This window comes from Pseudomonas sp. CCI3.1, from assembly GCF_034313985.1.
Taxonomy (GTDB): domain Bacteria; phylum Pseudomonadota; class Gammaproteobacteria; order Pseudomonadales; family Pseudomonadaceae; genus Aquipseudomonas; species Aquipseudomonas psychrophila.
In genome coordinates, this window is record NZ_JAVIWO010000001.1 from 2,954,527 (window position 1) to 2,979,353 (window position 24,827).

25 protein-coding genes, 1 tRNA gene and 1 pseudogene are annotated in these 24,827 nt (G+C 58.7%); 17 read left to right on the forward strand and 10 right to left on the reverse strand.

The window, feature by feature from the left end; genetic code table 11:
• Positions 1 to 15: 15 nt before the first annotated feature.
• Positions 16 to 1,332 carry a S41 family peptidase gene (locus RGV06_RS13380; RefSeq protein WP_019824825.1) on the forward strand — a complete coding sequence of 439 codons (1,317 nt, stop codon included), beginning with the start codon at positions 16 to 18 and terminating at the stop codon, positions 1,330 to 1,332.
• A gap of 1 nt (position 1,333) precedes the next feature.
• A complete protein-coding gene (locus RGV06_RS13385; RefSeq protein ID WP_019824823.1) occupies positions 1,334 to 2,116 on the forward strand; it encodes a divergent polysaccharide deacetylase family protein in 783 nt (260 codons plus the stop codon).
• Between the two features lie 120 nt (positions 2,117 to 2,236).
• On the opposite strand, the gene RGV06_RS13390 is transcribed toward RGV06_RS13385, so the two are convergent.
• The 7 genes from RGV06_RS13390 to RGV06_RS13420 form a co-directional block, all read right to left on the reverse strand.
• A complete protein-coding gene (locus tag RGV06_RS13390; RefSeq protein WP_019824821.1) occupies positions 2,237 to 2,992 on the reverse strand; it encodes a substrate-binding periplasmic protein in 756 nt (251 codons plus the stop codon).
• A 72-nt stretch (positions 2,993 to 3,064) separates the two neighbouring features.
• Positions 3,065 to 3,835, reverse strand: a complete 771-nt coding sequence (gene hisF, locus RGV06_RS13395) for an imidazole glycerol phosphate synthase subunit HisF (RefSeq protein ID WP_198822364.1) — start codon at positions 3,833 to 3,835, stop codon at positions 3,065 to 3,067.
• Between the two features lie 10 nt (positions 3,836 to 3,845).
• The gene (gene hisA / locus RGV06_RS13400; RefSeq protein WP_019824817.1) at positions 3,846 to 4,583 is read right to left on the reverse strand and encodes a 1-(5-phosphoribosyl)-5-[(5-phosphoribosylamino)methylideneamino]imidazole-4-carboxamide isomerase; all 738 of its coding nucleotides are present in this window, start codon (positions 4,581 to 4,583) and stop codon (positions 3,846 to 3,848) included.
• A gap of 39 nt (positions 4,584 to 4,622) precedes the next feature.
• On the reverse strand, positions 4,623 to 4,880 hold the full coding sequence (locus tag RGV06_RS13405; RefSeq protein ID WP_019824815.1) for a DUF2164 domain-containing protein: 258 nt from the start codon (positions 4,878 to 4,880) through the stop codon (positions 4,623 to 4,625).
• Positions 4,880 to 5,518: an imidazole glycerol phosphate synthase subunit HisH gene (hisH, locus tag RGV06_RS13410; protein ID WP_019824813.1), complete on the reverse strand. Its 639-nt coding sequence runs from the start codon at positions 5,516 to 5,518 to the stop codon at positions 4,880 to 4,882. The genes RGV06_RS13405 and hisH overlap by 1 nt, the downstream gene beginning before the upstream one ends.
• Positions 5,518 to 6,111 carry an imidazoleglycerol-phosphate dehydratase HisB gene (gene hisB, locus RGV06_RS13415; RefSeq protein WP_016783108.1) on the reverse strand — a complete coding sequence of 198 codons (594 nt, stop codon included), beginning with the start codon at positions 6,109 to 6,111 and terminating at the stop codon, positions 5,518 to 5,520. Before hisB ends, hisH begins: the two co-directional genes overlap by 1 nt.
• A gap of 244 nt (positions 6,112 to 6,355) precedes the next feature.
• Entirely contained in the window at positions 6,356 to 8,017 is a 1,662-nt protein-coding gene (locus RGV06_RS13420; protein ID WP_019824810.1) for an OFA family MFS transporter, read from the reverse strand.
• A gap of 290 nt (positions 8,018 to 8,307) precedes the next feature.
• On the opposite strand from RGV06_RS13420, the gene RGV06_RS13425 reads away from it, so the two are divergent.
• The 4 genes from RGV06_RS13425 (at position 8,308) to RGV06_RS13440 (ending at position 12,033) form a co-directional block, all read left to right on the forward strand.
• Positions 8,308 to 10,521, forward strand: coding sequence for an AsmA family protein (locus RGV06_RS13425; RefSeq protein ID WP_322150174.1), 2,214 nt, complete (start codon positions 8,308 to 8,310; stop codon positions 10,519 to 10,521).
• Positions 10,518 to 11,585: an A/G-specific adenine glycosylase gene (gene mutY / locus RGV06_RS13430; protein ID WP_019824807.1), complete on the forward strand. Its 1,068-nt coding sequence runs from the start codon at positions 10,518 to 10,520 to the stop codon at positions 11,583 to 11,585. Before RGV06_RS13425 ends, mutY begins: the two co-directional genes overlap by 4 nt.
• Positions 11,582 to 11,854 carry an oxidative damage protection protein gene (locus RGV06_RS13435; protein ID WP_003438557.1) on the forward strand — a complete coding sequence of 91 codons (273 nt, stop codon included), beginning with the start codon at positions 11,582 to 11,584 and terminating at the stop codon, positions 11,852 to 11,854. Before mutY ends, RGV06_RS13435 begins: the two co-directional genes overlap by 4 nt.
• 103 nt (positions 11,855 to 11,957) lie before the next feature.
• Positions 11,958 to 12,033, forward strand: a tRNA-Phe gene (locus tag RGV06_RS13440).
• Positions 12,034 to 12,175: 142 nt separating this feature from the next.
• Here RGV06_RS13440 and RGV06_RS13445 read toward each other — a convergent pair.
• Positions 12,176 to 12,502 carry a hypothetical protein gene (locus RGV06_RS13445; protein WP_019824802.1) on the reverse strand — a complete coding sequence of 109 codons (327 nt, stop codon included), beginning with the start codon at positions 12,500 to 12,502 and terminating at the stop codon, positions 12,176 to 12,178.
• Between the two features lie 176 nt (positions 12,503 to 12,678).
• Here RGV06_RS13445 and RGV06_RS13450 point away from each other — a divergent pair, with 176 nt between their 5' ends.
• The 3 genes from RGV06_RS13450 (at position 12,679) to RGV06_RS13460 (ending at position 14,611) form a co-directional block, all read left to right on the forward strand.
• The gene (locus RGV06_RS13450) at positions 12,679 to 13,149 is read left to right on the forward strand and encodes a hypothetical protein (protein WP_019824800.1); all 471 of its coding nucleotides are present in this window, start codon (positions 12,679 to 12,681) and stop codon (positions 13,147 to 13,149) included.
• Between the two features lie 59 nt (positions 13,150 to 13,208).
• A complete protein-coding gene (locus RGV06_RS13455) occupies positions 13,209 to 14,075 on the forward strand; it encodes an alpha/beta fold hydrolase (RefSeq protein WP_048352239.1) in 867 nt (288 codons plus the stop codon).
• A gap of 254 nt (positions 14,076 to 14,329) precedes the next feature.
• Entirely contained in the window at positions 14,330 to 14,611 is a 282-nt protein-coding gene (locus RGV06_RS13460) for a DUF3077 domain-containing protein (RefSeq protein ID WP_231984131.1), read from the forward strand.
• Positions 14,612 to 14,685: 74 nt separating this feature from the next.
• Here RGV06_RS13460 and RGV06_RS13465 read toward each other — a convergent pair whose 3' ends face one another.
• On the reverse strand, positions 14,686 to 14,931 hold the full coding sequence (locus RGV06_RS13465) for a DUF1272 domain-containing protein (RefSeq protein ID WP_019824794.1): 246 nt from the start codon (positions 14,929 to 14,931) through the stop codon (positions 14,686 to 14,688).
• A gap of 112 nt (positions 14,932 to 15,043) precedes the next feature.
• Between RGV06_RS13465 and RGV06_RS13470 the strand changes: the two are divergent.
• From RGV06_RS13470 to RGV06_RS13480, 3 genes and pseudogenes are all read left to right on the forward strand, one after another.
• Positions 15,044 to 15,457, forward strand: a pseudogene (locus RGV06_RS13470) (DUF1016 N-terminal domain-containing protein); the annotation flags it as partial.
• A gap of 257 nt (positions 15,458 to 15,714) precedes the next feature.
• Positions 15,715 to 16,320, forward strand: a complete 606-nt coding sequence (locus RGV06_RS13475; protein ID WP_048352241.1) for a biliverdin-producing heme oxygenase — start codon at positions 15,715 to 15,717, stop codon at positions 16,318 to 16,320.
• Positions 16,317 to 18,554, forward strand: coding sequence for an ATP-binding protein (locus tag RGV06_RS13480; RefSeq protein ID WP_322150179.1), 2,238 nt, complete (start codon positions 16,317 to 16,319; stop codon positions 18,552 to 18,554). The genes RGV06_RS13475 and RGV06_RS13480 overlap by 4 nt, the downstream gene beginning before the upstream one ends.
• 92 nt (positions 18,555 to 18,646) lie before the next feature.
• Here the strand turns inward: RGV06_RS13480 and gabP are convergent, their stop codons facing one another.
• Positions 18,647 to 20,038, reverse strand: coding sequence for a GABA permease (gabP, locus tag RGV06_RS13485; RefSeq protein ID WP_019824786.1), 1,392 nt, complete (start codon positions 20,036 to 20,038; stop codon positions 18,647 to 18,649).
• Positions 20,039 to 20,581: 543 nt separating this feature from the next.
• Here gabP and RGV06_RS13490 point away from each other — a divergent pair.
• From RGV06_RS13490 to RGV06_RS13510, 5 genes are read left to right on the forward strand one after another with little or no spacing between them, the layout of a single operon-like run.
• Positions 20,582 to 21,355, forward strand: coding sequence for an ABC transporter ATP-binding protein (locus tag RGV06_RS13490; RefSeq protein ID WP_322150181.1), 774 nt, complete (start codon positions 20,582 to 20,584; stop codon positions 21,353 to 21,355).
• A gap of 13 nt (positions 21,356 to 21,368) precedes the next feature.
• Positions 21,369 to 22,124, forward strand: coding sequence for an ABC transporter substrate-binding protein (locus tag RGV06_RS13495; RefSeq protein ID WP_019824783.1), 756 nt, complete (start codon positions 21,369 to 21,371; stop codon positions 22,122 to 22,124).
• A gap of 57 nt (positions 22,125 to 22,181) precedes the next feature.
• A complete protein-coding gene (locus RGV06_RS13500) occupies positions 22,182 to 22,874 on the forward strand; it encodes an ABC transporter permease (RefSeq protein WP_019824782.1) in 693 nt (230 codons plus the stop codon).
• Positions 22,874 to 23,563, forward strand: a complete 690-nt coding sequence (locus RGV06_RS13505) for an ABC transporter permease (protein WP_046810328.1) — start codon at positions 22,874 to 22,876, stop codon at positions 23,561 to 23,563. The genes RGV06_RS13500 and RGV06_RS13505 overlap by 1 nt, the downstream gene beginning before the upstream one ends.
• The gene (locus tag RGV06_RS13510) at positions 23,544 to 24,767 is read left to right on the forward strand and encodes a methyltransferase (RefSeq protein WP_322150183.1); all 1,224 of its coding nucleotides are present in this window, start codon (positions 23,544 to 23,546) and stop codon (positions 24,765 to 24,767) included. Before RGV06_RS13505 ends, RGV06_RS13510 begins: the two co-directional genes overlap by 20 nt.
• Positions 24,768 to 24,827: the final 60 nt, after the last annotated feature.

A 24,827-nucleotide genomic window follows, 5' to 3' on the forward strand; every position in this document is an offset into this window, starting at 1 on the left:
AGGAGTTCGCTCAACATGCCGCATTTGTCCCGCCTCAACTCGCTGGCCCTGACGATCGCTCTGGTGATCGGCTCGCCAATGGCATTTGCTGCCGAGCCGACCATCGCGCCAGCCGGCGCAGCTGCCAGCACCAAGGCACCGCTGCCTCTTGAAGAGCTGCGCACATTTGCCGAGGTCATGGATCGAATCAAGGCCGCGTATGTTGAACCGGTGGACGACAAAACTCTGCTGGAGAATGCCATCAAAGGCATGCTCAGCAACCTCGACCCGCACTCCGCCTACCTTGGCCCAGAAGATTTCGCCGAATTGCAGGAAAGCACCAGCGGCGAGTTTGGCGGGCTGGGCATCGAAGTCGGCACTGAAGACGGCAATATCAAAATCGTCTCACCGATCGACGACACCCCCGCCAGCAAGGCCGGAATTCAGGCGGGCGATCTTATCGTCAAGATCAATGGTCAGCCCACCCGTGGCCTGAGCATGACCGAAGCCGTGGATAAAATGCGCGGCAAGATCGGGCAGAAAATCACCCTGACCCTGGTGCGCAATGGCGGTACGCCGTTTGACGTAACCCTGACCCGCGCCAACATTCAGGTCAAAAGCGTCAAGGCCCAGTTGCTTGAGGACGGTTACGGCTACATCCGTATCACCCAGTTCCAGGTCAAGACCGGCGAAGAAGTGGCCGCTGCGCTGTCCAAGTTGCGCAGAGAAAACGGCAACAAGCGACTCAAGGGCATCATCCTCGACCTGCGTAACAACCCGGGTGGCGTGCTGCAGTCGGCGGTTGAAGTGGTCGATCACTTCATCACCAAAGGCTTGATCGTCTATACCAAGGGCCGCATCGCCAACTCTGAGTTGCGTTTCTCTGCCACCGGCAAGGACCTGAGCGAAGGCGTTCCATTGGTCGTGCTGATCAACGGCGGCAGCGCTTCGGCGTCAGAAATCGTCGCAGGCGCCTTGCAAGATCAGAAACGCGGCGTGGTCATGGGCACCACCAGCTTCGGTAAAGGTTCGGTGCAAACCGTACTGCCACTGAATAATGACCGTGCGCTGAAAATCACCACGGCGCTGTACTTCACCCCGAACGGGCGCTCGATCCAGGCCCAGGGCATTGTTCCGGACATAGAAGTCAGCCGCGCCAAGATCACTCGCGAGCAGGACACCGAGTACTACAAGGAAGCCGACCTGCAAGGTCACCTGGGCAATGGCAACGGCGGCGCCGACAAACCTTCCGGCTCCAACCCCAAAGCCAAGCCAATGCCGCAGGACGATGACTTCCAGCTGAGCCAGGCCCTGAGCCTGCTCAAGGGCTTGAGCATTACGCGCGGCAACTGAGGTGCGTCTTTCTCTAGCCCTGGCCCTGCTCTGCTGCCTGACCGGTGTCGCCCATGGGACACCGGCCAGCCAGCAAGCCGCGCCGCACAAGGCTTACCTGAGCCTGATCATCGATGACCTTGGGCAAAACCTGCCACGGGACCGCCGCGTGCTGGCCTTGCCCGGCCCGGTCACTACCGCCGTCATGCCCGACACCCCCCATGCAGCAGAATTCGCTCGCGAGGCCTACAAAGCCGGCAAGATCGTCATTTTGCACATGCCAATGGACCCGGCCACCGGGCCGTTTGCCTGGCACCCGGACCTGCCCGTCGACGAACTTGAAAAGCGCCTCAACGCCGCGTTCAAGGCCGTGCCCTACACCAGTGGCATCAACAACCACATGGGTAGCCGCATGACCTCACAGCCGCAAGCGATGGCCTGGTTGATGGGCAACTTGCAGCAGCGCCATAAATTCTTCGTCGACAGCCGTACAAGCGCACAAACCGTCGCCGCTGCCGAGGCACAGAAGATCGGCCTGGCCAGTGTTTCACGGGATGTGTTTCTCGACGATGTGCGCACCGAGCAAGCCATCGCCACGCAACTCCAAACCGCGATCAAACTGGCCCATAAGCAAGGCTCGGCAGTGATGATCGGCCACCCTTATCCGCAAACCCTCGCCGTGCTTGAACGTGAACTACCCAAGCTCAAGGCGCAGGGAATTGACTGGATCGACATCAGGCAAATGATCGGCGTGCGCAGCAACAAGGCCATGGCCGGGCACGGGAAGGACGGGGTTTATCGCTAGCACTTACGGGCTCGGCTCTTGTGGGAGCGAGCCTGCTCGCGATGCAGGCGGCGAGGTCTGTCTGGCAAACCACGGTGTTGCCTTCGCGAGCAGGCTCGCTCCCACATCCGCGTATTGTGGTTAGAGATATTTGGCGCGGATCTTATCGACCACGCCTTCAGCCTTTAACTCATCCAGCGCCTTCTGCAGCTTGCTCACCACCTCGTCCGGCACGTCTTTGTTCAACGCCAGAAAAAGCTCGGCCTGATTAAAGCGCAACACCGTCTTGAACCCCGAAATGCCTACCTGACGCGCCAGGAATTGCCCTGCCGGAGCGCCTGTGGCCCACAGGTCGATTTGCCCGGCCTGCAGCTTTTTGGCGTTGTCCTGATCGCGCAACACAATCACCGGCGCCAACCCCTGCTTCTCAAGGGACAAGGCAATGGCGTCACCTTTGTAAGCGCCCACCCGGTACTGGCGGGCCTGTTCAAGCGAAGTCAGGGTAATCGGGCTGTCGCCTCGGGCCAGCAACACCCAGTCATCCGGGCCAAGCGGGCCGACCCACTTGAACAGCTGTTCACGCTCGGGCACACGAGCAGCGACAAACACGCCGTATCCGGGGTTTTCAAGGGCAAGGTGATAGATACGCTCCCAAGGGAAGCGCAGGGTCATGCTGTAAGGGATACCGGCACGTTTGAAGGTTTCACGCAGAATATCGACGGCGATGCCTTCAATATTTTCGTTTTGCGCAAAGTTCTTGCCGTTTTTTGCCATGTTGTACGGCGGGAAGTTTTCAGTCAGCAGCACGATCGAAGAATGCGACGCATCAACCGCAGAAGCGGTACTCGCCAGCCACATCGTGGAACCGGCGAGAACGAGCAAAAAGCGTTTAAACATGACTGGCGACCTAAATCCATGGCGTGCTCAAGAGTGCCGTGGGCACGCCATGCTGTCCAGTAGCCTTTGGCCTCAGCGAACCACGATCCCGCGCGCTGCCATGTATGCCTTGGCCTCTGGCACGGTGTATTCGCCAAAGTGGAAAATACTCGCCGCCAGTACCGCACTGGCGTGACCTTCAAGGATGCCGTCGGCCAAATGCTGCAAGTTGCCGACACCACCCGAGGCAATCACCGGAATGCCCAGCGCGTCGCTGATGGCCCGGGTCACGCCCAGGTCAAAACCGCTTTTCATACCATCCTGGTCCATGCTGGTCAGCAAGATCTCGCCAGCCCCCAGGCCTTCCATCTTCATGGCCCATTCGACTGCATCAAGCCCGGTAGGCTTGCGCCCGCCGTGGGTGAAGATTTCCCAGCGCGGGGTCTCGCCCGGCTGTGAGACTTTTTTCGCATCAATCGCTACCACGATGCACTGCGAGCCAAAATGCTGCGCCGCTTCACCCACAAACTCCGGGTTAAACACCGCCGCAGTATTGATCGACACTTTGTCCGCACCGGCATTGAGCAGGTTGCGGATGTCCTGGATGCAACGCACGCCCCCGCCCACAGTCAGCGGGATGAACACCTGGCTGGCCATGCGTTCGACGGTATGCAACGTGGTGTCGCGGCCATCGACGCTGGCGGTGATGTCGAGAAAGGTAATCTCGTCAGCACCTTGCTCGTCATAGCGACGGGCAATTTCTACCGGGTCGCCAGCATCGCGAATGTTCTCGAACTTGACGCCCTTGACTACCCGGCCGTTATCCACGTCCAGGCAAGGGATGATGCGTTTGGCCAGCGCCATGGGTCTCTCCTCAGGCCTTGTAGCTGTCGCAGAAGGCTTGCGCCTCAGCCACATCCAGCGTGCCTTCATAGATTGCACGACCGGTGATGGCGCCCACGATGCCCGGAGCCTTGGCATCCATCAGGGCCTTGATATCACCCAGATTGTGGATGCCGCCCGAGGCGATCACCGGGATGCTGGTAGCAGCAGCCAGCGCGGCGGTGTAGCTGACGTTGCAGCCCTGCATCATGCCGTCTTTGGCAATGTCGGTATAAACGATGGCCGACACGCCGTCCGCTTCAAAGCGCTTGGCCAGATCGATGACCTGAACGGTGCTGACTTCAGCCCAGCCGTCGGTAGCCACGAAGCCGTCTTTGGCGTCCATACCGACAATGATCTTGCCAGGGAACGCACGGCACGCTTCGGCCACGAACTCAGGGTTCTTGACTGCCTTGGTGCCCAGAATCACATAGCTCACGCCAGCCTTGACGTAGTGCTCGATGGTTTCCAGCGAGCGAATGCCGCCGCCGATCTGGATTGGCAACTGCGGGTACAACCGGGCAATGGCTGTCACCACGTCACCGTTGACCGGCTGACCTTCGAATGCACCGTTCAGGTCGACCAGGTGCAGACGGCGGCAACCGCCCTCTACCCATTTGGCGGCCATGCTCACCGGGTCATCGGAGAACACGGTGGAATCTTCCATGCGGCCCTGACGCAGACGCACACAAGCACCGTCTTTAAGATCGATAGCGGGAATAATCAGCATGTGGCAAACCTTCAAATTCGGGAGTCTGAGACTCGGAAATCAGTTCTTTTCGAGCGCCCACAGGTCGCTTTCGATGCTCTCGAACCTCTCTTTGAGGTGCGTTTGCACATCGAAAATCGCGCGATTGTAGTAATGCGGCGCGATTTCGCGGGTGAACAGCTCAAGGATTTCAGCCGCCTCGAACGAACCCAGGTCCAGTTCGAAGCGATCTTCCATAAAGCGTTTGATCTTGCTGTTGGCTTCGCTCTCTTGCTCGGGAGTGAGCGTGAGAATCGGCGGCTTCTTGCGAGGAGCCATTACCAGCGACCATCCCAGGCCGCGAAGTTTTGCAGCAGCTGCAAGCCGTGGGTATGGCTTTTTTCCGGGTGGAACTGCACCGCGAAGCGCGAGCCCTCGGCCAGCGCTGCGGCGAAATCGACGCCGTAATGCCCGCCACCGACTACCTGGCGAGGATTGCCCGCCGCAATGTAGTAGCTGTGTACAAAGTAAAAACGCGCCAGGTCGGGGATGCCGTGCCACAGCGGGTGATCCACTTTTTGTTGCACCTCGTTCCAGCCCATGTGCGGCACCTTGAGGTGCTCGCCGTCTTCGTGCAGACCTTTGCCGAAGAACTTCACAGCACCCGGGAACAGGCCAATGCAATCAACGCCACCGTTCTCTTCACTATGGTCGAGCAACGCTTGCATGCCGACGCAGATACCGAGGAACGGACGATCCTGGCTGACTTCACGCACCAGCGAGTCAAAACCCAGACGACGGATTTCCGCCATGCAGTCGCGAATCGCGCCCACACCCGGGAACACCACCCGGTCAGCTTCGCGAATCACGTCGGCGTCGCTGGTAATCAGCACCCGACCGGCGCCAACGTGCTCCAGCGCCTTGGCCACCGAGTGCAAGTTACCCATGCCGTAATCGATAACCGCCACTGTCTGCATCAGAGCACGCCCTTGGTCGATGGCATTTGCCCGGCCATGCGCTCATCCAGCGCAACGGCCATACGCAACGCGCGGCCAAAAGCCTTGAACACAGTTTCGATCTGGTGGTGAGTGTTGGTGCCGCGCAGGTTGTCGATGTGCAGGCTGACATTGGCGTGGTTCACGAAGCCCTGAAAGAACTCCTGGAACAGGTCAACGTCGAAGCCGCCTACAGTGGCTCGAGTGTAGGGCACATGCATTTGCAGGCCAGGACGACCGGAAAAGTCGATGACCACACGCGACAGCGCTTCATCCAGCGGGACATAAGCGTGACCGTAGCGGGTCATGCCTTTTTTATCGCCGACCGCTTCGCTGAAGGCTTTACCCAGGGTAATGCCAACATCCTCGACGGTATGGTGATCGTCGATATGCAGGTCGCCTTTGCACTCGATGTCCAGGTCGATCAACCCATGTCGGGCGATCTGGTCGAGCATGTGCTCAAGAAAAGGAACACCGATATCAAATCGGGCCTTACCGGTACCATCCAAGTTGATCGAGGCTTTAATCTGGGTTTCCAGAGTATCGCGCTCGACTGACGCCTTACGTTCGGCCATCACCAGCTCCGCAAAATCATTGGGCGAAAAAGGTGGCCATTATAGGCACGGGTCTGGCAAACAGAAACATTAAGGGTGATACGGCTGACGGAGTGAACACAACGGCTGATTTTGTAGCCGCTGCCGAAGGCTGCGATCGGGCCCGAAGGGGCCGTACTGTAAAGCTTGCAGGAAGGTCCTTCGGCCCTTATCGCAGCCTTCGGCAGCGGCTACAAAGGCGCCATACGAAATGGCGCCTCCTGAATCAGTTAAACAATACCGCCGTTTTCTGCACTGTCACCCAAACACCCCACAGCAATGGAATGCCCACGGCCAACCAGGCCGCGATAACCAGTGGGTGGCTACCCGGTGCGGCTTTCCACTCCAGCGAAGTGCTGGCATCCGCACCCTTGTCATGGCCCAGCGCCTGTTCGGCGGCCAGTTCAGCGTCAGTCATGAAGTATTTGTCGGCCACCGGACGCACCAGCAAGTTGCAGATGAAGCCCAGTACCAGCAGGCCTGCGAGGATGTACAACGTGATGTCATACGCCGCCGCCCGCTCGACCCCGATGCTCAACTGGTATTCGCGCAGGTAGTTGACCAATACCGGCCCCAGCACACCCGCCGCCGCCCAGGCTGTCAGCAGGCGGCCGTGAATCGCGCCGACCATCTGCGTCCCGAACAGGTCAGCCAGATACGCCGGCACCGTGGCAAAGCCGCCGCCGTACATCGACAAGATGATGCAGAACGCCGCCACAAACAGCGAAACATTACCCAGATGACCGAGGTTGGGAATCATCGCGTACAGCGCAAAACCCAGTGCGAAGAACACAAAGTAGGTGTTTTTACGCCCCAGGTAATCCGAGAACGACGCCCAGAAGAACCGCCCGCCAATGTTGAACAGGCTGAGCAAACCGGTGAAGCCCGCGGCAATCGCGGCAATTTGTGCCAGCTGTGCAGCATCCAGTTGACTGAATGTCAGGTCATTGCCCAGCAACTTGCCTGCGAACACTTCCTGCAACAAGGGCGAAGCCATACCCAAAATACCGATACCTGCCGATACGTTGAGACACAGCACCAACCACACCAGCGCGAACTGCGGGGTTTTCCAGGCCACGCTCACGTGTACATGGCGTTGGGTAATCATCGCGTTGGCTGCTTTTTTGGCTGGAGCTTTCCAGCCCTCAGGCTTCCAGCCGGTCGGCGGAACGCGGTACGACAAGGCGCCACCGATCATGAAGACGAAGTAAATCGCCGCCATCGCTACAAAGCTCTGCCATACGCCGACGCCATCCGGTCCGGCAAAATGGTTCATCAGCGCCGCGGCCAGCGGTGCACCCACCATTGCCCCGCCACCAAAACCCATGATCGCCATGCCCGTGGCCATGCCACGCTTGTCCGGAAACCACTTGATCAGGGTCGATACGGGCGAGATGTAGCCCAAACCAAGGCCGATACCGCCGATCACCCCAGACCCTAACCACATCAACCAGATCTGGTGGGTATAAATGCCCAACGCAGAAATCAACAAGCCGCCACACCAGCACAGCGCCGACACCACACCAGCTTTGCGCGGCCCGGCATGCTCAAGCCAGCCACCCCATACGGCTGCCGAGCAGCCCAGAAAGATAAAAAACAGGGTGTAGATCCAGCCGAGCATCGAAATCGGCCAGTCGCATTGCGACGAAAATACTTGTGCGATAAAACTCATGTCCGGCGCGCATGCCACAGGAGCGGTCACGCCCAGGGCTTTGGACAGCGGCAACCAGAACACCGAAAAGCCATAGGCCATGCCGATACACAGGTGAATGGCCAATGCGGCGGGCGGAACCAGCCAACGGTTAAAGCCGGGTTTGGCGATGATGCGCTCCTTGGACAGGAACGCAGGCTGTGAAGCAGGACTGCCCGCAGCGGTGCTGGTACTCATGAGTGTTTCCCCCAGTTAATGAAGTTATTTCCCGGACACGCTCGATCCCTGACTTTGGCGCCCTGCGGCGAACAGTCGTTCTTGTTGGATCGAGACGCGGCATTACGCCGCAGAAGGCCCGAAAAACAGGCGAAGATTACCATTTGAACGCCGCTCAGGGCTTAACCTGATGCGGTCTTTATCCGACCAACTGATCCGCCACTATCGGCGCCCAGTCGGCCTGCTCGTGACGCTATACTCTGCGGCTAAATTAAAAACTCACCTTCACTCAGACTTACAAGGACTCGCCCATGAAAGCGTTCGGCAAAATCCTGGGTCTGGTGCTTCTCGGATTGTTGCTGATCATCGTGGCCCTGGGCTTTGCCCTTAGCCATCTGTTCGATCCCAACGACTATAAAGACGAGATCCGCCAGATAGCCCGTGACAAAGCCCACATTGAGCTAACCCTCAATGGCGACATCGGCTGGAGCCTCTTCCCCTGGCTTGGCCTGGAGCTGCACGACGCCACCGTGGCAACCTTGGCCGCTCCTACCCAACCTTTCGCCGATCTGCAGATGCTCGGTTTGTCAGTGCGCGTGCTGCCGCTGTTGCGCAAAGAAGTGCAAATGAGCGATGTGCGTGTCGAAGGCCTGAACCTGCGCCTGACCCGCAACAAGGACGGTCACGGCAACTGGCAGGATATCGGCAAGCCAGCATCAACTCCTGACACCGCCGCAACCTCCAGCACTGAGCCCGCCCCGGCCAGCAAGCCCGAAAGCGTCAGTCAGCCGCTCAAGCTCGATATCGACAGTCTGACGGTGAACAATGCGCGGGTTGAGTACAACGACGAGCAAACCGGCAAGCAATTCAGCGCCGAAAGCATCCAGCTGAGCACCGGCCCGGTACACGAGGCCACCAGCATCCCGGTCAAACTGACTGCCTTCCTGGGCACCAACCAGCCTGTAATGCGGGTCAAGACCGAAGTCGACGGCAAGCTGCGGTTTGACCGTGTACTCAAGCGCTATCAGTTTGAAGACCTGAAAGTCACGGGCGAAGCCTCGGGTGAGCCGCTGCAAGGCAAAACCATGACATTCGCCGCACAAGGGCAAATTCTGGTTGATCTGGCAGCGAACGTCGCCGAATGGAGCAGCTTGAAAATTTCCGCCAACCAGCTGCGGGCTCTGGGTGAACTCAAGGCCCATAACCTGAACGACACCCCGCAAATAAGCGGCGGGCTGTCCATCGCCCAGCTTGATCTGGCCAGATTCCTCGACAGTATCGGGCACCCGCTGCCTGCGATGGCCCCCCAAAGCCTGAGCAAGGTTGAACTGGTCAGCCGCCTGTCAGGCACACCAACCAGCGTGACCTTTGACGAACTCAACCTCAAAGTCGATGACAGCACTTTTACCGGGGTCATCGCCATTGAAGATTTCCCTAAACAATCTGTGCGCATCCAGCTTAAAGGCGACACATTCGACGCTGATCGCTACCTGCCGCCTAAATCGGCCGAAGCCAACAGCGCAAGCGTCGCCCGCCAGACCGAAGTACAGGGCGGCGAAGCCAACGCATTGGCGGCATCGGGCGATACGCCGCTGCCGGACGCACCGACCAAGAGTGGCTGGAGCACGACCAAAATCATCCCAGTGGCTCGCCTCAAGACCCTGGACCTCAATGCCGACATCAGTTTTGGCCAACTGACCCTCAGCAAGCTGCCCATTCAAAATGCCGCGCTCAAGGCCAACAGCAAAGCTGGCGTGCTGACCCTCGAAAACCTGAGCGGCAATCTCTACAAGGGCAGCTTTGCAGCCAACGGCAGCCTGGACGTACAACCCATACTGCCCGTGGTCAAACTGCAGACTCGCATTACCAATGTCCCGGTTGAAAAAATCTTGCAAAGCCAAGGTCAAAAACCACCGGTGACCGGCCTGCTGACCCTTAACAGCAACGTCACGGGCAGCGGCAATAGCCAGAGCGCGCTGATTTCGAGTCTCAACGGCACAGCCAACTTTGTGCTCAATGACGGCGTGCTGCTCAATGCCAACCTCGAACAGCAATTGTGCAAAGGCATCTCCACCCTTAATCGCAAAACCATGAGCGGCGCACCGCTGGGCAAAGACACGCCGTTCAAGGAGCTCAAGGGCAGCCTGGTGTTCCGTAACGGTGTGGCCAGCAACCCGGACATGGTCGTGCGCATGCCCGGCCTGAGCGTAAAAGGCGATGGCGACATTGACCTGCGCGTCCTGGGCATGGACTACCGCATCGGCATCATCATCGAAGGCGACACCCGCGCGATGCCGGACCCGGCGTGCCAGGTCGGCAAAAACTTTGTCGGCATCGAGCTGCCATTGCGCTGCCGTGGCCCGCTGGAGCTGGGAGCCAAGGCATGTCGTCTGGATAAAGAGGGCCTGGGTAAAGTCGCCGCCAAAGTGGCGGGCAACAAGCTCAGCGAAAAACTTGAAGAGAAACTCGGCGACAAGGTGAGCCCTGAACTCAAAAACGCCCTCAAGGGGCTGTTCAACCGATGAGAGATGAGCAATTTTCAACGGCGGTACTGGATTGGTATGACCACCACGGCCGCCATGACCTGCCCTGGCAACAGGGCATCACCCCCTATCGGGTGTGGGTCTCGGAAATCATGTTGCAGCAAACCCAGGTCAGCACCGTGCTGAACTACTTCGACCGGTTCATGGCCTCCCTGCCAACGGTCGAAGCCCTGGCCGCAGCACCGGAAGACGAAGTGCTGCACCTGTGGACAGGTCTGGGCTACTACACGCGTGCGCGCAATTTGCAAAAGACCGCGAAGATCATCGTTGCAGAACATGACGGGGAATTCCCGCGGGATGTTGAAAAGCTGGTCGAACTGCCCGGCATCGGCTTATCCACAGCAGGTGCGATTGCCAGTCTGAGCATGGGCCTGCGGGCGCCAATCCTCGACGGCAACGTCAAGCGGGTGCTTGCGCGCTATACCGCCCAAGAGGGCTACCCCGGCGAACCCAAGGTGGCCAAACAGCTGTGGGCTACCGCAGAGCGTTTCACTCCCCACGACCGCGTCAACGCCTATACCCAGGCCATGATGGACATGGGGGCCACACTCTGCACCCGTAGCAAGCCCAGCTGCTTGCTGTGCCCGCTCGAAAGCGGCTGCGAAGCGCACTTGCTGGGCCTTGAGACGCGCTACCCGATCCCCAAACCGCGCAAAACCGTCCCGCTGAAGCGCACCTTGATGCCGATGCTGGCGAACGCCGACGGGGCGATCCTGCTTTATCGTCGCCCGTCGAGCGGTTTGTGGGGCGGACTGTGGAGCCTGCCTGAACTCGATGACCTGCAAGATATCGAGCATCTGGCACTGCAACACTCCCTGACCCTGGGCGCGCAGCACCCACTGCCGGGGCTGACCCACACCTTTAGCCATTTTCAACTGGCCATCGAACCCTGGCTGATCCACGTCAAGGAGTCCGACCATCACGTGGCCGAGGCCGACTGGCTCTGGTATAACCTCGCCACCCCGCCGCGCCTGGGCCTTGCTGCCCCGGTCAAGAAGCTGCTCAAACGCGCAGCCGACCTATTGAACGCTGGAGAGTCGTCATGACCCGCACCATCATCTGCCGCAAGTACAAAGAAGAACTGCCTGCCCTTGAACGCGCTCCGTTTCCGGGTGCCAAAGGCCAGGACATTTTTGATCACGTTTCGGCCAAGGCCTGGGCTGATTGGCAAAAACACCAGACGTTGCTGATCAACGAGAAGCGTTTGAACATGATGAACGCTGAAGACCGAAAATATTTGCAGGGCGAAATGGATAAATTCTTCAGCGGCGAAGAATACGCACAAGCTGAGGGCTACGTTCCGCCGACCGAATAATCCCGGTTTTACGGGGCTCGGTCCGTAAGCGACGGTAATAATTAAATATTTTTCAAAAAAGTGTTTGACGAGTTATCGAAAAAGGCTTCTAATGCGCCCCGTTGCCCAGATAGCTCAGTCGGTAGAGCAGGGGATTGAAAATCCCCGTGTCGGCGGTTCGATTCCGTCTCTGGGCACCACATTCAGTTTTGATGTGGTGTTCGCACCACCTCAAAACAAAAGAAAACCCGCCTAGTGCGGGTTTTTTTTTGGCCGCGATTTAGCTAAGCACCCGGGCTCGCTCACCCATGACTGCGTCTTTGCCTTGACCCCGGCGCCTCATTACTGAGCCTTCCCGACAGGTCGGATTGAGTCCCACTCGGTCACGTAGGCCACTTTTGACTGTTTGTTGAAGAGGCAAAGCTCAGTGCCTTGCCGGCCTTTCATGTGTTTCTGCGGGTATTGACCCTGCAGCAGAATCGCGGTGTAGCCCACCCGATCGTCAAATTGCGCAGGAGTGCCGACGGGGGTCGCCTTTTTCAGAGTGCTTGCCTGGGTGCAGCGGGCGAGTACGTCCTTGTCGTAGGCCGCCCACGCATCGGAGCTGGAAGCGTGGGCTTGAACGGCAAAAGCGGTCAAACACAAGAAGGTCAGCGAGGTGATTTTCATGGTTCGGTGTATTCCAGAAGGCCAGGTTGTTGTCTGACATGTGAGCGATCCGAGCGAGATAGGTTCCAGGCTGGCCCGGCTCCACAACCCATAATCGACCCAACCCATGATCCACGCTTGGCGATCCCCAAAACCTGAGGTTCAATACCCCCTTAGCCCGTAAAGGACACATGTTCATGGCAACGCCAAAGAAACAGCAAAAGCACGCGCAGCGGGCCAAGACCAAAGCCAAGCAGAACCGCATCGGCAAACCGGCCAAAACTTCGGCTGGCGCGCTGATCGACAACCCGTTCGATGACGTGAAAATCGACCTCAGCACGTTCAACTTCCAGGACATCCTCGACAACGGCTTTGACCCGGCCGATTACGACGATTTGTTCCAGGTGATGAAAGCCGCCGAAGCCACCAGCCTGCAAACGATGTGCACCGTATTCCTGCAATACCCGGTACTGGAACTGGTGATCTCGGAAGAGGAAGAAGAACCTGCGACTGACTTCCTGATGGGCCTGTTGATCGAATACCGCATTGCCATCCATGGCGACGATGAAGACAGCGCCGTAGCCTGGATCGAAACGCCTGCGTTCCAGAAAGCCTATGTCGAAGCCTCTCGCCTGCTGACCGAGCGCAACGCCCGGAGCGCGCACTGACAGCAGCCCTGCTCGAACCTGTCAGCCGGGCGTTTACCGAGCCTGCTGCTGACGGTTACCTGCTGGGTGGTTTCGAGTGGCGCCAACCCACGCCAGACGCCTCACGCGCAGTGGTGATCATCAACGCCGCCACCTCGGTGCGCTGCCTGTACTACTCGCGGTTTGCCCACTACCTGTTCAGCCACGGCCTGGACGTGATGCTGTTCGACTATCGCGGCATTGGCGCCTCGCGCACCGGATCGTTGCGCGGTTTTGAAGCCACATGGTCGGACTGGGGCGCGCTGGACGCGGAAGCCGTATTCAAGCGTGCCCAGCGCGAATATCCCGGCCAGCCGATCGATGTGGTTGGCCACAGCTTTGGCGGCTGCGCAGCGGGCCTGATGGCTTCCGGCCAGGCAATCCGTCATCTGGTGACAGTGGGCGCGCAATTTGCCCACTGGCGCGACTATGCGCCCGCACAGCGCTGGCAGATGCTCGCCAAGTGGCACGGGGTCATGCCGCTGCTGACTCATGTATGCGGTTATTTCCCCGGCAAACGCCTGGGCTGGCTCGAAGACACCCCGGCGGGCGTGGTCAAGGACTGGAGCGCCTTCAGCACCCACTACGAAAGACTCCCCAGCGCACGCGGCCTTGCAGCCCTGCCCTTTTCCTCCGTGACCGCCAAAACTCTCGCCATCAGTCTTGGCGACGATCCTTTCGGCACCGTAGCGGCCATCGAGCGCTTATTGAGCTACTTCAGCGCCAGCCCGCGCACGCATCTGCGCATCCAACCGCAAGACATCGGCGAAACAGCCATCGGTCACTTCGCGTTTTTTCACACTCGCTTTCAGAGCAGCTTGTGGCCCATTGCCTTGCAGTGGCTGCAGCGAGGGGAATTGGCCGCGGATGTGCCGGGGCAGACGGTTTCTTTCAAAGCGCCCGTGTAGGGCTTTTGACTCTGTTGCCAAGAAGGTGTTCGAGGGTTAGAGTCCGTTGCGTCGCGGTCAATCCCGTGGCCGGGTGTAGGAACCTGATTAAAAGTTGGCGCGTAGCGCCCAAGATTGTATCTCTGGCGTTTTTTTATGCCTGAGATAACGCTCTATGGTAGCTGTGTGCGGGCAGACTTCGGTCTGGCCGGGTGCCAACTTTCCCGGTATTCCTACCCCGCACATGGCTGCCACCCAATCCCGTAGGAAGGATCGTGTCAGCTCTCACTGAAAAGTTGGAGAAGATCATGTATCAACACCCCACCACCCCACTCGCTTTCCACGAAAGCGGACGCAGCCATCTGTTATTCAGCGTGACACCGGACATTCCTGCAGCAGACGCCTTGCACAGTGCCTCGGAACTCTTGTCAGCCGTCGCCCACGCTCTGGACGCCGCCGCAACCGGCATTACCCAGATCGACGCCCATCACGCCTTTGTGCTGCACCACGCCTTGCGGGCCGCCAAAGCGACTGTCGACTCACTGATCCCAACCTGACAACTCATCACCGCTAACGAGTACAGCCAGGCTGCAATCGATCGCAGCCTCGTGCCTCGACAGCGGCGTCGCCCTCAACGCGCGACACATCCCTGAGGGTTATGCACCCGCAAGCTCGACGGCGGATTATTTGCCAGCTTGTTGGCCGGCCTGCGCGGACGCACCATCAACTCCCCCCCGCAATTAGGGCAAAGCCCCCCCAGATGCTGCTCAGTACACGTTGCACAAAAGGTGCACTCAAATGAGCAAATCCGCGCTTGTGCCGAATCAGGAGGCAGGTCGCAATCACAGCATTCGCAACTGGGGCGTAATTCGAGCATGAGCACCTCACATAGGACCGGTAGTTTTCATCGTTATATTTAAGACGCTTCACGCAAAAAACCAACTGCTAATACAAAATGGCAGTGACATTCTCATTGACCCCTCCGGTCAATGCGCGGCACTCACTATGAATCCTCCGCTTCCCGTCACTCCACCCCTGATCTGACTCCTCTGCTCAGCGCCTTGAGCGAACTCATCCGCCAGTCACGGCAAAAGGTCCTGCGCGCAGTGGATACGCTGCACGTGCAAACCTGCTGGAACATGGGTCGGCACATCATCGAATACGAACAGGCCGGTACGGCACGGGCCGAGTATGGCAAGCAACTCCTGCCAACGCTGGCCAAGGCCCTAACGGCTGAATTCGGGAAAGGCTTTGATGCATCAAACTTGCGGTACATGCGCTTGTTCTATCAGGCCTTTCCAAACTGTGACGCACTGCGTCACGAATTGAGCTGGACCCATTACCGCACCCTGCTGCGAGTCGACAGCGAGCATGCACGCCAGTGGTACATGAACGAAACAGCCACGCTGGTGCTGCCCACCGAAGAGGAACTGCGCGCCGAACTCGACCGTGAACAGGCCCTGGTTGAGGCCAACGCCATCGGGCAATGATGCGCCATGTTAAGGACGCTGCCCGAAATACAATGCGCATAAAAACGGGCTGACGCCGGCCATTGTTCAGCTGCGCTTTATGCAAAAAAATTGCACTTTTTAAAGGCCATGAGCTCCTACAAAAATGAGCGCCGACTTCTCGTCGCACACAGAGAGCCCTCTTATAAGGCATGCCACAAGACCAAACTTTATCAGCGGTATCGCCCGCTCTGAACGCGCTGCGTTCTGGCACTCAAACACTCCATGTCGCCCTTGAAAAACGCCTCCCGTTCTTCAGCGACACACTCGACCTTGAACGCTACAAGCGCCTCTTGGGCGCCTACTACGGGTTCTATCACGAGCTGGAGGAGCGGCTACAACACAGCCCCTGGCTCACATGCGGTTTTGACCTGCAGGCACGACTCAAGACGCCCGCATTGTGTCGAGACCTGCAAGCTTTGGGGGTCAGCATCCCGTCGCTTGAGCTGTGCGATACCCTCCCCGTATTGCACAGCCAGGCCAGTGTGCTGGGCGCCTTGTATGTGCTGGAGGGCGCCACGCTGGGCGGTAATGTGCTGCGCAAGCAGATATCGGAACGCCTGGGCCTTGATACGCACAACGGCTGCGCGTTTCTTTTTGTTTACGGCGCAGCCACAGGACAGCAATGGAAGGCATTCATGGATTTTCTGGGCAGTGTGCCCCTCGACGCTCAAGCGCGAGGCGAAGCCGTGCAGGCTGCCTGCTCTACGTTTAGCTGTTTCGAGCAATGGCTCGAACGTCAGGAGGTTTTGGTATGAACCCACAGGACCCTCAAGCTTTTGAACGCTTGCTGGCCAATTGTGCTGATGAACCCATCCGCTTTCCCGGGGCCATTCAACCCCACGGTTTATTAGTGACCCTGTCGCAGCCCGACCTGCGAATTCAGCAAGTCAGCCACAATGTGCAGGCGATGTTCGGCCAGAGCGCCGAGTCGCTGCTCGGCTTGCCCCTGGCCGCTCTTACCGGCTCAGCCGCGGCTGACGCCGTGCAGCAGGCCGCAGGCCATGTCACGCTGGCCGATGCGCCACCCTTGGCCCTGAGCTTGCAGGGGCGCGAATACGAGGGCCTGCTGCACCGCGACAAAGACATTCTGGTGCTCGAGCTTGAGCTCAAGCCCGACGCATCAGAAATCCACAGCACGATGAACAAAGTGCGCAACCTGAGCCGCATGCTGCAACGCCTGCAATCCGCCAAGACACTCCCCGCACTGTACGAAATTTGCGTGCGCGAGATTCAGGCGCTGACGGGCTACGATCGGGTGCTGATCTATCGTTTCCAGGATGAAGGCCACGGCCAGGTCATCGCGGAAGCATCCTCGCCTTCGATGGAATTATTCAATGGGATGTTTTTCCCCGCCTCTGACATCCCGGAGCAGGCCCGCGAGCTTTACCGCACCCATTGGCTGCGCATCATCCCCAATGCCGACTACCAGCCAGTCCCGTTGATTCCCGCCCTGCGCCCTGACAACGGCGAGGCACTGGACCTGAGCGGGGCCGTATTGCGCAGCGTTTCGCCGATTCACTGCCAGTACATGAAAAACATGGGCGTGCTGTCATCCATGAGCATTTCGCTGATGGATGGTGAACGCCTGTGGGGCCTGATCAGCTGCGGGCATCGCCAAACGCTGCACGTGCCCCATGAACTGCGCATGGCCTGCCAAACCATCGGCCAGGTGCTGTCCCTGCAAATCAGCGCCCTGCAGACACTGGAGATCAGCCGCCAACGCGAAGCCAAAATGGATGCCTTGGTACGCCTGAACGCGGCCATGGTGCAAAACACCGAAGCCGTTTTTGAAGGCCTGGCACAGGCGCCTGAGGTATTGATGGCGCTGACCGGTGCCAGCGGCGTGGCCATTCTGGAAGACAAAGTGCTGCACCGTTATGGCCAGTGTCCTTCTTCAGAAGACATTCGAGGGCTGTATCAATGGTTCAAGGACAGCGGCCAGCCGGTCTTCTCCAGTCATAACCTCAGCGCACTCCATGCCCCGGCAGCGCAGTACAAGGACATCGCCAGCGGTTTATTGGCCATGACCCTGCCCAAGCCTGTGGACAACGCCGTGCTGTGGTTTCGCAGTGAAGTCAAAGAAAGCATCCCGTGGAGCGGCGACCCCAGCAAGCCGCTCAACCTTGAAGCTGGCAGCTACGGACTGCGCTTGAGTCCGCGCACCTCTTTCGAAATCTGGAAGGTCGAGATGGACGGCATCTCCACCAAATGGAGCCACGGCGATCTGTTTGCGGCCAATGACCTGCGGCGCTCGGCCCTGGAAAATGACCTGTCGCGTCAGGTGCTGCGTGAGCAACAGGCCGTGCGGGCACGAGACGAGCTGGTGGCAGTGGTGTCCCACGACCTGCGCAACCCCATGACCATCATTTCAATGCTCTGCGGCATGATGCAAAAAGCCTTCAGCAGCGAAGGGCCGCACACCTCGCGACGCATTACATCGGCCATCGACACCATGCAACAGGCCAGTAGCCGCATGAGCGTGCTGCTCGATGACTTGCTGGACACCTCCAAAATCGAGGCCGGACGCTACACCATCAGCCCGCAGCCGCTGGATGTCAGCCAGATTTTTGAAGAAGCACTGGCGTTGCTTGCGCCGCTGGCGCTGGACAAGGCGGTGGAGCTGACCTTCCACGCCGAACCCGACCTGAAAATCAACGCCGACCCGGAGCGTCTGTTTCAGGTCTTGTCCAACCTGATCGGCAATGCGATCAAATTCACCCCGGCGCAAGGCAAAATCGGCGTGGCAGCCATGTCCAACGGCGACGACATCGTCTTCAGTGTGCGGGACTCGGGCAAAGGCATTGCACCCGAGCAGTTGCCCCACATCTTCGACCGTTACTGGACAGCAAAAGAGGGTAACTCGCTGGGTACAGGCCTGGGGCTGTACATCTCCCAAGGCATTATCAAGGCCCATGGCGGCCAGTTAATGGCGCAAAGCACGCCGGGAGAAGGCAGCGAGTTCCGCTTTACCGTAGCCAGAATGCTCTGACAGGTAGCGGCAATTGTAATGCCCACAAAAAAACCGCCATCCCGAAGGATGGCGGTTTTTTTTGTTACTCAACCGCAAGAACCGTCCTGGCCTCAGCTGAGTACCGTTGCCCCCAACTTCTCAATGCGTCGACGACGTGCCACCAGCAGGCCAGCCGACACCACCAGAATGCTCAGCAAACCGGTGGCCATGATTTCAACACGATGCGCTTCCTGGAACAGCATGATCGTCAAAATGGCCACGATGAAGACGATCACCGCATAGGTCAGGCCCGGAAACAGCCACATCTTGAACGAGATGGTCTCACCCAGCGCCGTACGCTTTTGGCGCATGCGCAATTGCGATACCGCAATCACCAGATACACCAGCAGCGCAATGGCGCCGGAGCTGGCCAGCAAGAACTCGAACACAGCAGCCGGCGCTACGTAGTTGGCGAAAACCGCTACAAAGGCTGCGCCGGTGGACATCATCACCGCCCAGTAAGGCGTGCCAGCCGCGTTGGTGCGTTTGGCCGCAGCCGGAGCGTCACCGCGTTTGCTCAGGGAGTACAGCATCCGCGAGGAGGTGTAGAGCGCCGAGTTCAGGCAGCTGGTAACGGCGATCAATACCACGATATCAACGATCAGCTTGGCATTCGGGATACCCATGCGATCAAGTACGGTCTGGTAGGAACCGAACTGCGCCAGCGCCGGGTCATTCCACGGTACAAGGGCCACAACGATGAAGATCGATACAAGGTAGAACAAGCCGATCCGCCAGATCACCGAGTTGGTGGCCTTGGTGATTTGCTTGCTTGGGTCCTTGGATTCCGCCGCCGCGATGGTGACGATTTCAGTCCCCATGAACGAGAACATGGTGGTCAACATGGCAGCCAGTACAGCGCCCATGCCATTGGGCATAAAGCCGATGGTATCGGCCAGGTGCGCGACACCGCTGACCTGACTGGTAGGCAGGAAGCCGAAAATCGCCAGCAGGCCCAGAACAATAAAGCCAATGATCGCCAGCACTTTGACCAGCGCAAACCAGAATTCGAACTCACCATAGTTCTTGACGCTGAACAGGTTGGTGACTGTCAGCAACAGGGTTATGACCAGGGTAAATACCCAAATCGCCGTATCGGGGAACCATGCATGCAAAATGGTACCGGCGGCGACGGCTTCCAGCGGGATAACCAGTACCCAGAACCACCAGTACAGCCAGCCGATGGTGAAACCGGCCCAATGCCCGATGGCGCGGTCGGCGTAGGTGGAGAACGAACCGGTGTCAGGGGATGCAACGGCCATTTCGGCCAGCATGCGCATCACCAGTACCACCAGGGTGCCTGCTGCGGCATACGCCAACAGCACTGCAGGGCCTGCTTGGGCAATCGCGTGTCCGGAGCCGACAAACAAACCGGCTCCGATGACTCCGGCAATCGACAGCATGGTCACATGCCGTGGCTTAAGCCCTTGTTCCAGACCATTAGAGGATTGCGTATTGCTCATTGGGACTACCTTTCATTGAAGCCATTCCGAGCACCCGCGTTGACATTCGTAAAAAGTAACCAACGGGGCGTTTAGAATCTTTTACGCAATAACTGAGCCAGAATGTGACAAGGGCACGGTCTACGCGGGCTGCAACGATTTGCAACATACACTGCAACCCATTGAGAGTAATGGCTTTTCGCCCATTTGTTACCGTAACACTCAGTTTCAAGCCTCTCGGCGCACCAAAAATACCCAAAACCGCCCATATGGCCCAAAAGCGGTGCACATCTTTAACCTTTAGTAGGTTCGCGCTTCCAACACCGGGCCAAAGCTGGCAACATCGCGACCTTTTTTAAGCGACACCTGTCTGGCCGAACGGCGAAATATGGGGTCGGTTGTTGTCGGCGCGACACTCTGCTGTAGCGATGCGACAAACTGCCACCCTTGCGTCTTTTGTGTCTTCAGGGCGGCTGGTTGCCTCTGCAGCCCTATGCTAGCTTGGCCTGCGCCAGGAAGGCCGCCCAACAGCAGGATCGCACCCGAACACAATGAGGAACGCACATGGCTTTGGCCACGCCCGCGCTTGAAATCCGCAACTTGCACAAACGCTACGGCGAGCTTGAGGTACTTAAAGGTATCTCGCTGACCGCACGCGACGGCGACGTGATCTCGATCCTGGGTTCTTCCGGTTCCGGCAAATCCACCCTGTTGCGCTGCATCAACCTGCTGGAAAACCCCCACGAAGGCCAGATCCTGGTCGCCGGGGAAGAGCTCAAACTCAAGAAATCCAAAAATGGCGAATTGATCGCGGCCGATGGCAAGCAGATCAATCGCATGCGCAGTGAACTGGGTTTTGTATTTCAAAACTTTAACCTGTGGCCGCACATGACCATCCTCGACAACATTATCGAGGCTCCGCGTCGGGTGCTGGGGCAGAGCAAAGCCGAGGCCATCGAGGTTGCCGAAGCATTGCTGGCCAAGGTCGGGATTGGCGAAAAACGTCATGCCTATCCCTCTGAATTGTCCGGCGGTCAGCAGCAACGCGCTGCGATTGCACGCACGTTGGCCATGCAGCCCAAAGTAATTCTGTTCGATGAACCAACATCGGCACTTGACCCGGAAATGGTTCAAGAAGTACTTAGTGTGATCCGCGCGCTCGCCGAAGAAGGTCGCACTATGCTGCTGGTGACCCACGAGATGGGCTTTGCCCGTCAGGTGTCCAGCGAAGTAGTGTTTTTGCATCAGGGCCTGATCGAAGAGCAAGGGTCGCCAGAACAGGTGTTCGACAACCCGGTTTCGGCGCGCTGTAAACAATTCATGTCCAGCAACCGCTAACGGAGCAACACGAATGCAGAACTATAAAAAGCTTCTCATGGCCGCTGCCGCCACACTGGTTTTCAGCGCCAACGCCCTGGCTGTAGATAAGTACAAAGTAGGGATTGAAGGTGCTTACCCACCGTTCAATAACAAAAACGCCAGTGGCGAAGTAGTGGGCTTCGACCCCGATATCGCGATGGCACTGTGCGCCAAGATGAAAGCCGAGTGCGAAATCGTCACGTCCGATTGGGACGGCATCATCCCGGCACTGAACGCCAAAAAGTACGATTTCATCGTGTCTTCGCTGTCGATCACTGACGAACGCAAGCAAGCGGTCGATTTCACCGACCCGTACTACTCCAACAAGCAGCAGTTCATCGCACCGAAAAAAGTCGACTTCAAAACCGACATCGCGTCCCTCAAGGGCAAGGCCCTGGGCACCCAGCGTTCAACTCAGGCCGCAACCTGGCTGGATGACAACCTGGGCACCGACGCGACCATCTCTTTGTACGACACCCAGGAAAACGCCTACCTCGACCTGACTTCGGGCCGTGTCGATGCATTGCTGGCTGACAAGTACGCCAACTACGACTGGCTGAAAAGCCCGGCTGGCCAGGCATACGAGTTCAAAGGTGAGCCGGTCAACGAAGACGACAAGGTCGGCATCGCACTGCGTAAAGGCGACAACGAACTGCGCGCCAAGCTGAACCTGGCCCTCAAGCAAATCGTTGAAGACGGCACGTACAAGAAGATCAACGACAAGTACTTCCCGTTCAGCATCTACTGACCTGCCTGACCGTCGCGCCTGCGGGCGCGACGGTCCCTAGCAAAGCCTGCCTACCCCATGACTATCGATCTATACGGATTCGGCCCGGCGCTTGCCGCTGGCGCGCTGATGACCGTCAAACTGGCACTCACTGCGCTGTGTCTGGGCCTGGTGCTCGGATTGCTCGGTGCCTTGGCCAAAACATCCCCCTACAAACCGCTTAGATGGTTGGGCGGCGCCTATTCGACCCTGGTTCGTGGTGTTCCCGAACTGCTCTGGGTGTTGCTGATTTACTTCGGCAGCGTGAATCTGGTGCGCGCCATCGGCGAATACATCGGCATGCCCGAACTCACCCTCAGCGCCTTCGCGGCGGGTGTGATCGCTTTGGGCCTGTGCTTTGGTGCCTATGCCACCGAAGTGTTCCGCGGCGCCATTCTGGCCATCCCCAAAGGCCACCGCGAAGCGGGCATGGCGCTGGGTTTGTCCAAACCGCGGATTTTCACCCGGCTGGTTCTGCCACAAATGTGGCGTATCGCCCTGCCCGGCCTGGGCAACCTGTTCATGATCCTGATGAAAGACACCGCGCTGGTCTCGGTCATCGGTCTGGAAGAAATCATGCGTCAGGCGCAAAACGCCGTGACCTTCGCCAAACACCCGTTCACCTTCTACATGGTGGCAGCCGTGATGTACCTGGGCCTGACCGTACTGGCCATGGGCACCATGCACGTGCTTGAAAAACGCGCAGCGCGCGGCTTCGTGAGGAGGACGTAATGGAGTGGGAAGTAATCCTCAAATGGCTGCCCAAGCTGATGCAGGGCGCAACCCTGACCCTGGAGCTGACCGCAATTTCGGTGATCGCCGGTCTGATTGTGGCCATCCCGCTGGGCATCGCCCGCTCATCCAAGCTCTGGTATGTGCGTTCGCTGCCATACGCCTACATCTTTTTCTTCCGGGGCACTCCCCTGCTGATCCAACTGTTTCTGGTCTATTACGGCCTGGCCCAGTTCGATCTGGTGCGTGAAAGCGCGTTATGGCCGTATCTGCGCAGCCCTTTCTGGTGCGCAATCATCACCATGACCCTGCACACCGCCGCTTATATTGCCGAAATCCTGCGCGGCGCGATCCAGGCCATTCCGCCGGGTGAAATCGAGGCGGCACGAGCCCTGGGCATGTCGCGCTTCAAAACCCTGGTGCACATCGTCCTGCCCCGCGCCACGCGCATCGGCCTGCCGGCGTACAGCAACGAAGTGATCCTGATGCTCAAGGCCAGCTCGCTGGCGAGTACCGTGACCCTGCTGGAACTGACCGGCATGACACGCACCATCATTGCTCGCAACTACCTGACGGTGGACATGTTCCTGACCGCAGGCGCGATCTACCTGCTGATGTCGTTTGTGCTGATCCAGGGGTTCAAGCTGCTGGAGCGCTGGTTGCGCGTCGATGCCTGCCAAGGCCGCTAACCGCGAGGGCGAGCCGCTGCTCGCCCGCTTTGAGGCGCTGGACAGTTTTTTGCGTGACCACCAGCACGTGTGGCGCCCACGGCCTTTCACTCACCTGAACATGCCGTGGGAAGCGCAACACCCCGATCTGGCGCACTGGTTGCGCCAACGTTCGTTGCAAGACGCCGAATCCAGCCACAACCATCCCCAACACGTGCCCGCCCCCGCGCCCTTCCCCGAACTGGCGGCAACGTCCCTCGCCTTGAGTAAGGTCGACCGGCTGCCGACACAGACCCTTGCACCTGCGAACCCGCGTTTGCAGGTGGATGTGCCGGGACGTAAATGGCAGCAAATTGAAGCCTTCGCCCAGAGCCTGACCTTCACACAAACACCCGTTCACTGGCTGGACTGGTGTTCGGGAAAAGGCCATTTGGGGCGAAGGCTGTTAAGCGCAGGACAACAACTGACGTGCCTGGAGTATGACCCGGCATTGATCGAGTCCGGCCAGCAACTCAGCCAGCGCCATCATCTAGCGGTGCGTCATGTGCAACAGGACGTGCTCGCGCTCGAAGCGGCCTTGCAGCTCACGCCCGGGATGACCCCCGTGGCGCTGCATGCCTGTGGCGATTTACATGTGCGCCTGCTGCAACTGGCAAGCGCGGCGGGCTGTGGACAACTTGCCGTGTCGCCCTGCTGCTACAACCGCATCAGCACGTCGCACTATCAGCCGTTATCCACAGCCGCTAAAGCTTCAGCCTTGCAGCTGTCGCTGGAAGACCTGAGCCTGCCCATGAGCGAAACCGTGACGGCCGGCAACCGTGTACGACGCCAGCGCGACGAGTCAATGGCACGGCGCTTGGGCTTTGATATGTGGCAGCGCCAGCTCCGTCAGTGCGATGAATACTTATCCACACCTTCACTGCCCGGCACCTGGTTGAACAAGCCGTTTGCCGAGTACTGCGAGGATCTGGCGGCGCTGAAGAACTTATCCACACGCGGCAGCGAAGATTGGCCGGCACTGGAAGCGGCAGGTTGGGAGCGACTGGCGCAGGTGCGTAATCTGGAGTTGGTGCGCGGGCTTTTCCGTCGTCCGCTGGAGGTGTGGCTAGTGCTGGATCGCGCGCTGTACCTGAAGGAAAACGGCTACGAAGTGCAGGTCGGCGAGTTTTGCGACAGCCAGCTGACACCTCGTAATTTGATGGTGCTTGCGCAGCGCTGTGGATAAGCCTGTGGGAGCGGGCTTGCTCGCGATTCAGGCGCTGCGGTCTGACAGGTAAACCACAGC

What these genes read in the sequence shown, in the direction of transcription:
- RGV06_RS13490 (WP_322150181.1), top strand. Translation starts at nt 20,582, where the DNA reads ATGGCTTTGGCCACGCCCGCGCTTGAAATCCGCAACTTGCACAAACGC.
- RGV06_RS13475 (WP_048352241.1), top strand. Translation starts at nt 15,715, where the DNA reads ATGCCACAAGACCAAACTTTATCAGCGGTATCGCCCGCTCTGAACGCG.
- RGV06_RS13380 (WP_019824825.1), top strand. Translation starts at nt 16, where the DNA reads ATGCCGCATTTGTCCCGCCTCAACTCGCTGGCCCTGACGATCGCTCTG.
- hisB (WP_016783108.1), bottom strand. Translation starts at nt 6,111, where the DNA reads ATGGCCGAACGTAAGGCGTCAGTCGAGCGCGATACTCTGGAAACCCAG.
- RGV06_RS13450 (WP_019824800.1), top strand. Translation starts at nt 12,679, where the DNA reads ATGGCAACGCCAAAGAAACAGCAAAAGCACGCGCAGCGGGCCAAGACC.
- RGV06_RS13445 (WP_019824802.1), bottom strand. Translation starts at nt 12,502, where the DNA reads ATGAAAATCACCTCGCTGACCTTCTTGTGTTTGACCGCTTTTGCCGTT.
- hisF (WP_198822364.1), bottom strand. Translation starts at nt 3,835, where the DNA reads ATGGCGCTGGCCAAACGCATCATCCCTTGCCTGGACGTGGATAACGGC.
- RGV06_RS13500 (WP_019824782.1), top strand. Translation starts at nt 22,182, where the DNA reads ATGACTATCGATCTATACGGATTCGGCCCGGCGCTTGCCGCTGGCGCG.
- RGV06_RS13465 (WP_019824794.1), bottom strand. Translation starts at nt 14,931, where the DNA reads ATGCTCGAATTACGCCCCAGTTGCGAATGCTGTGATTGCGACCTGCCT.
- RGV06_RS13435 (WP_003438557.1), top strand. Translation starts at nt 11,582, where the DNA reads ATGACCCGCACCATCATCTGCCGCAAGTACAAAGAAGAACTGCCTGCC.
- RGV06_RS13510 (WP_322150183.1), top strand. Translation starts at nt 23,544, where the DNA reads ATGCCTGCCAAGGCCGCTAACCGCGAGGGCGAGCCGCTGCTCGCCCGC.
- gabP (WP_019824786.1), bottom strand. Translation starts at nt 20,038, where the DNA reads ATGAGCAATACGCAATCCTCTAATGGTCTGGAACAAGGGCTTAAGCCA.
- RGV06_RS13495 (WP_019824783.1), top strand. Translation starts at nt 21,369, where the DNA reads ATGCAGAACTATAAAAAGCTTCTCATGGCCGCTGCCGCCACACTGGTT.
- hisA (WP_019824817.1), bottom strand. Translation starts at nt 4,583, where the DNA reads ATGCTGATTATTCCCGCTATCGATCTTAAAGACGGTGCTTGTGTGCGT.
- mutY (WP_019824807.1), top strand. Translation starts at nt 10,518, where the DNA reads ATGAGAGATGAGCAATTTTCAACGGCGGTACTGGATTGGTATGACCAC.
- hisH (WP_019824813.1), bottom strand. Translation starts at nt 5,518, where the DNA reads ATGCAGACAGTGGCGGTTATCGATTACGGCATGGGTAACTTGCACTCG.
- RGV06_RS13425 (WP_322150174.1), top strand. Translation starts at nt 8,308, where the DNA reads ATGAAAGCGTTCGGCAAAATCCTGGGTCTGGTGCTTCTCGGATTGTTG.
- RGV06_RS13480 (WP_322150179.1), top strand. Translation starts at nt 16,317, where the DNA reads ATGAACCCACAGGACCCTCAAGCTTTTGAACGCTTGCTGGCCAATTGT.
- RGV06_RS13505 (WP_046810328.1), top strand. Translation starts at nt 22,874, where the DNA reads ATGGAGTGGGAAGTAATCCTCAAATGGCTGCCCAAGCTGATGCAGGGC.
- RGV06_RS13420 (WP_019824810.1), bottom strand. Translation starts at nt 8,017, where the DNA reads ATGAGTACCAGCACCGCTGCGGGCAGTCCTGCTTCACAGCCTGCGTTC.
- RGV06_RS13390 (WP_019824821.1), bottom strand. Translation starts at nt 2,992, where the DNA reads ATGTTTAAACGCTTTTTGCTCGTTCTCGCCGGTTCCACGATGTGGCTG.
- RGV06_RS13405 (WP_019824815.1), bottom strand. Translation starts at nt 4,880, where the DNA reads ATGGCTCCTCGCAAGAAGCCGCCGATTCTCACGCTCACTCCCGAGCAA.